Below are 3,785 nucleotides of genomic sequence, written 5' to 3' on the forward strand. Positions count from 1 at the left end.
ACTTCCACATGCTTGATTGATTGAACTTTCAGGTAAACTTATTAAACTATCAGCAATATTTACTAATCGATCGATCCGCGCGGGTTCAACAACAAAAATTCAGTAAAAAACTCAGATATTTATTGGCAAATTACATAAAAATTATAGCGGCTGCATGTCTTTTTTATTTTTTCTACATTCAGCCAAATCGCGCTTGTTAGGACATTATTACAACGCCAATTTACATTATAAAACTCGCTACTAAAGGATTTTTTTACCTTTTTTTCTACTCAGTAAATTTCTTAATTATAATTCCGCTACTTATTAACAGCCATGGAATTTTAGCTATATTCTCGATTTTTCATATTGAGTTAACTATCTATACTTTTTTATTAAGATATAAATTATATCAATATGAGAATTTACACTTTCTTAGCGGAAGTAGCTTTATGCTTGATATTGTAAAGACTAATAAATTAGAGGTTAGAATTATGACAATTAATCAACAAGTAAATAAAAATATAACTAAAGAAGAATATTTTAACGATAAGCATGTTATAGAAGTTAAAGATTTAAATATTAAAGTAGAGGTTTATTCTCACGATTTAAGAGCAAGTAAAGTTGCTAAAATTGAAAGTGAAATAAGAGAAACAGCTACTAATTTTAAAGATGCATTTAAGTTGGAGCCTGGTAGCTCAGAACAAACGTTCAAAATTTATGTGTTTGATGATAAGGCTGATTACACTCATCTTGGCGGAAGCGAACGTTTTGGTTCTTACCTTGGAGATGAGGGTGGTAAATGTTACTACAAAGGAGAAGCTGATGTTTTTGCTGAGATGTATGTCTATCAGCAAGGTGGCGTTCATAACCTTCAGCATGAATTTGCACATGGTTTAACTTACTTGGCTACAGGAGGAAAATCTCTACCTACAGTATTAATGGAGGGAATTGCAGATTACTTTGAACATCATTCAGATCACAAGTTCAATGCTCAAGGGTCAAGCATTGATAAAACTGAAGCCGCAAATTTGGATCTAGGTGGAATTTTAAATTTACAATACTCAGCCAATGGTGAAGAAAACAGTTTAGTGTATAAAACTGGTCATGCGTTGATAATGTACTTACAGGAAAAAGATCCTAGTTTATTAAGAGACTACCTAGATGCTTTACGTCAAGGTAACTCAGATGAATCAAAAAGTTTCTTGAAAGACATAAAAGGACATGATGCTGACTTCAAAAGTTGGCTTGCTGAGAATGATACAGAAACTGCAATGGAACATCTCAACGCTTTGCAAGTTACAAAAGGAGATTTTATAGCAACTGGTCAAGAAATAGTGGGTGGAGAAATTAAAAACATATCCTACTATAAAGCAAATATAGAAAAGATAGATGGAGAAAACGTTGGAAGTTTTTCTCCTGTAGAACATGTTGCATTTTATGATGTTGCTCGTGCTATTAATAGGGCAACAAATGATAACCTCGATATATCAAAGGAATATCATTTTTTAAAGGTAGTAAAAACTCCTGATGGACAGGATAAACTAACTTACTCTGACCAACAAGGTAATGAATATCAAAACAGTCAAGAGTATAAAATGCAAGCTTTTAGGGTGCTATCAAAGTATGATGAGAATTTGAAGAAAACTTACGACGATGCATTAAAAGGTCTGGATCAGGAGAGGCAAGAGGAATATTCTAAAATAGATAGAGAACTTGGTGAAGGGAAGATTTCTTATGAAGAATATTTAGGCAAATATCATTCAATTCCCTCCAAATATGAGGAATTAAAAGGTTCCTTGCTCGATGAGATGATAAGCACTGGTTCAAAACAGTTAAAGTCAACTCAGAACATTGACGTAGAAAAGATGTTAGAAGAGATGGTTAATATCGATCCAAACCTAATCAGAGGTGCTCATATTAATCTACAAGAAGGTAAAGTTTTCTCTATCAAAGCTCTTGGTCACGGAGATATGGGTGCACTATCTATATATGATGGGAATACAAAGCTTGGAGAGTTGTCGAGCGAATCGGGCTTTTTTAAGCAAGTTGAAGGTCAAACTAAAGAAACTTTTGTTTTTGAGGACATATTGCACAACTTGAATACTCAATATGACGGTGGTGCTTATATGGCTATTACAAAAGAAAATGGTCATTATAAAGCTTCTCTGATAGATGGCAGAACAGTTGAACGTGATGAATACTTTGATGAAGCACATTTACATGAAAATGAATTGTTGCATCCTAGCACTGGACACATTCAAAAAGATTTAGATTCTCTGCTTCTTAGAGGGACCAAAATTCTAAATCATCAGGATTCAAAGCATGCTCAATATTCTGATGAGCAAAGAGAAAGCGGTGTAATCGTAGAAAAAGGAACATTATTGGATGATAAAGGGACTGATAGAACAGACGACGATGTATACGAAGCGGTTGTAAAGCAAGGAGGCGAAAATCTACATGCATTCAAAAATATGGGCTTCTATATCACTGAAGAGATGAAAAATGAAAGAGGTGAAGTTGTAAATGGGAGTAACTTATTCATTCATGATCACGGAAAAAATGTACGCTATCAGTTACCTGAAGAAGTTACTCATCTAAAGTTAGTGCAAAAGGATGAAGGATACAAATTAGTGCCAGCTGATGAACGTGGTAATGAATATAGGTATGATGCTCAAGGTAATACTATACCAGAAGAATACAAATATATCAACCCAGTATTTGCACATGAATATGAAAAGAGAGATTATTCTCATAAACATATAAATGTGGGCCTTATAAACTTAGAAAAATATGCCCCTGGTAAACTTTTTACCATTAAACATGATCCAAATGATTATCAGATACAAAGAAACTCGAGTGGTGAAATAGTGAGAATCAACAATCAAAGATATTTCACTAAAGTAAAACTATTTGATGGTGATACTGATGAAGAAATAGGAATGTTATCTAATAATTTCCATAACTTCAAAGGAAAAATATTCTTTTCTGCTGATTATAACTACAGCTATAATGATTTCCTCGCATCTGTTTCTCCTCAAGTTGAAATTGAGAATATGGGAAATGGAAGCAAAAAAATAACTTTCGATCAAGGCAGTGGCGATATCGGCGATACTAACAGAGGCTACACGGACTATCAGAGAATATTCACAAAAGAGAAACAAACCGAAAGTCCAAAAGGGCAAGTAAGTGAAACTAAGACAGAAGTTCATAGTACTACTAATGTTGTTGCTGAAGAGAGAACTGTATCAAACGACAATAGTGAAATACAGTCTGATCAATCACAAATTCCAACAAGGGCAAAAAGGTCAGCTTCAGTGGAGGAGAAAGAGCAGGTAGTGTTGAAAGACACAATCTTGAAAATAGAAAAGAGCTATGATAGAGATGTAGAAGGAAAGCATAAGGCAAATGTAATCATAGATTATAATGATGTGAAAGCCTTGTATAATAGAGCAGAAGGAGCAGATAAGCAATCTGTGTTAGATTTTTGGAACAAACTGCATACATCGGATTATAAGATTGGTGCTTTGCCGGAAGACAAGTATTACTTTAAAGATGGCAAATTTCTAATTCACGATAGTGACACGAAAAAGCTTATAGTGTTACCTGAAGATAAGGTATCCATCAAAATAATGAAGGATGGTGATAGTTATAGTTTGGCTATATCAAATCTTACTATTACCCACAAATATAAAGTTCGTGAGCAAGTCGCCATCCTTCTGCTAGATCAAAGAGACGTCTCCATCCTTTCCAAATAGTAATGGGGCCTGGTTCTAGATCATTTTTTCTAGCCAAATGTCCTCCAAGTT

General features: G+C 34.1%; 1 pseudogene. It reads left to right on the forward strand.

Going from position 1 to position 3,785, the window contains the following annotated elements:
• Positions 1–428: 428 nt before the first annotated feature.
• A pseudogene (locus tag ACJ5GX_RS01280) lies at positions 429–3,647 on the forward strand (peptidase M2); the annotation flags it as partial.
• Positions 3,648–3,785 lie beyond the last annotated feature (138 nt).

The sequence above is a fragment of the Wolbachia endosymbiont of Tuta absoluta genome, from assembly GCF_059414725.1.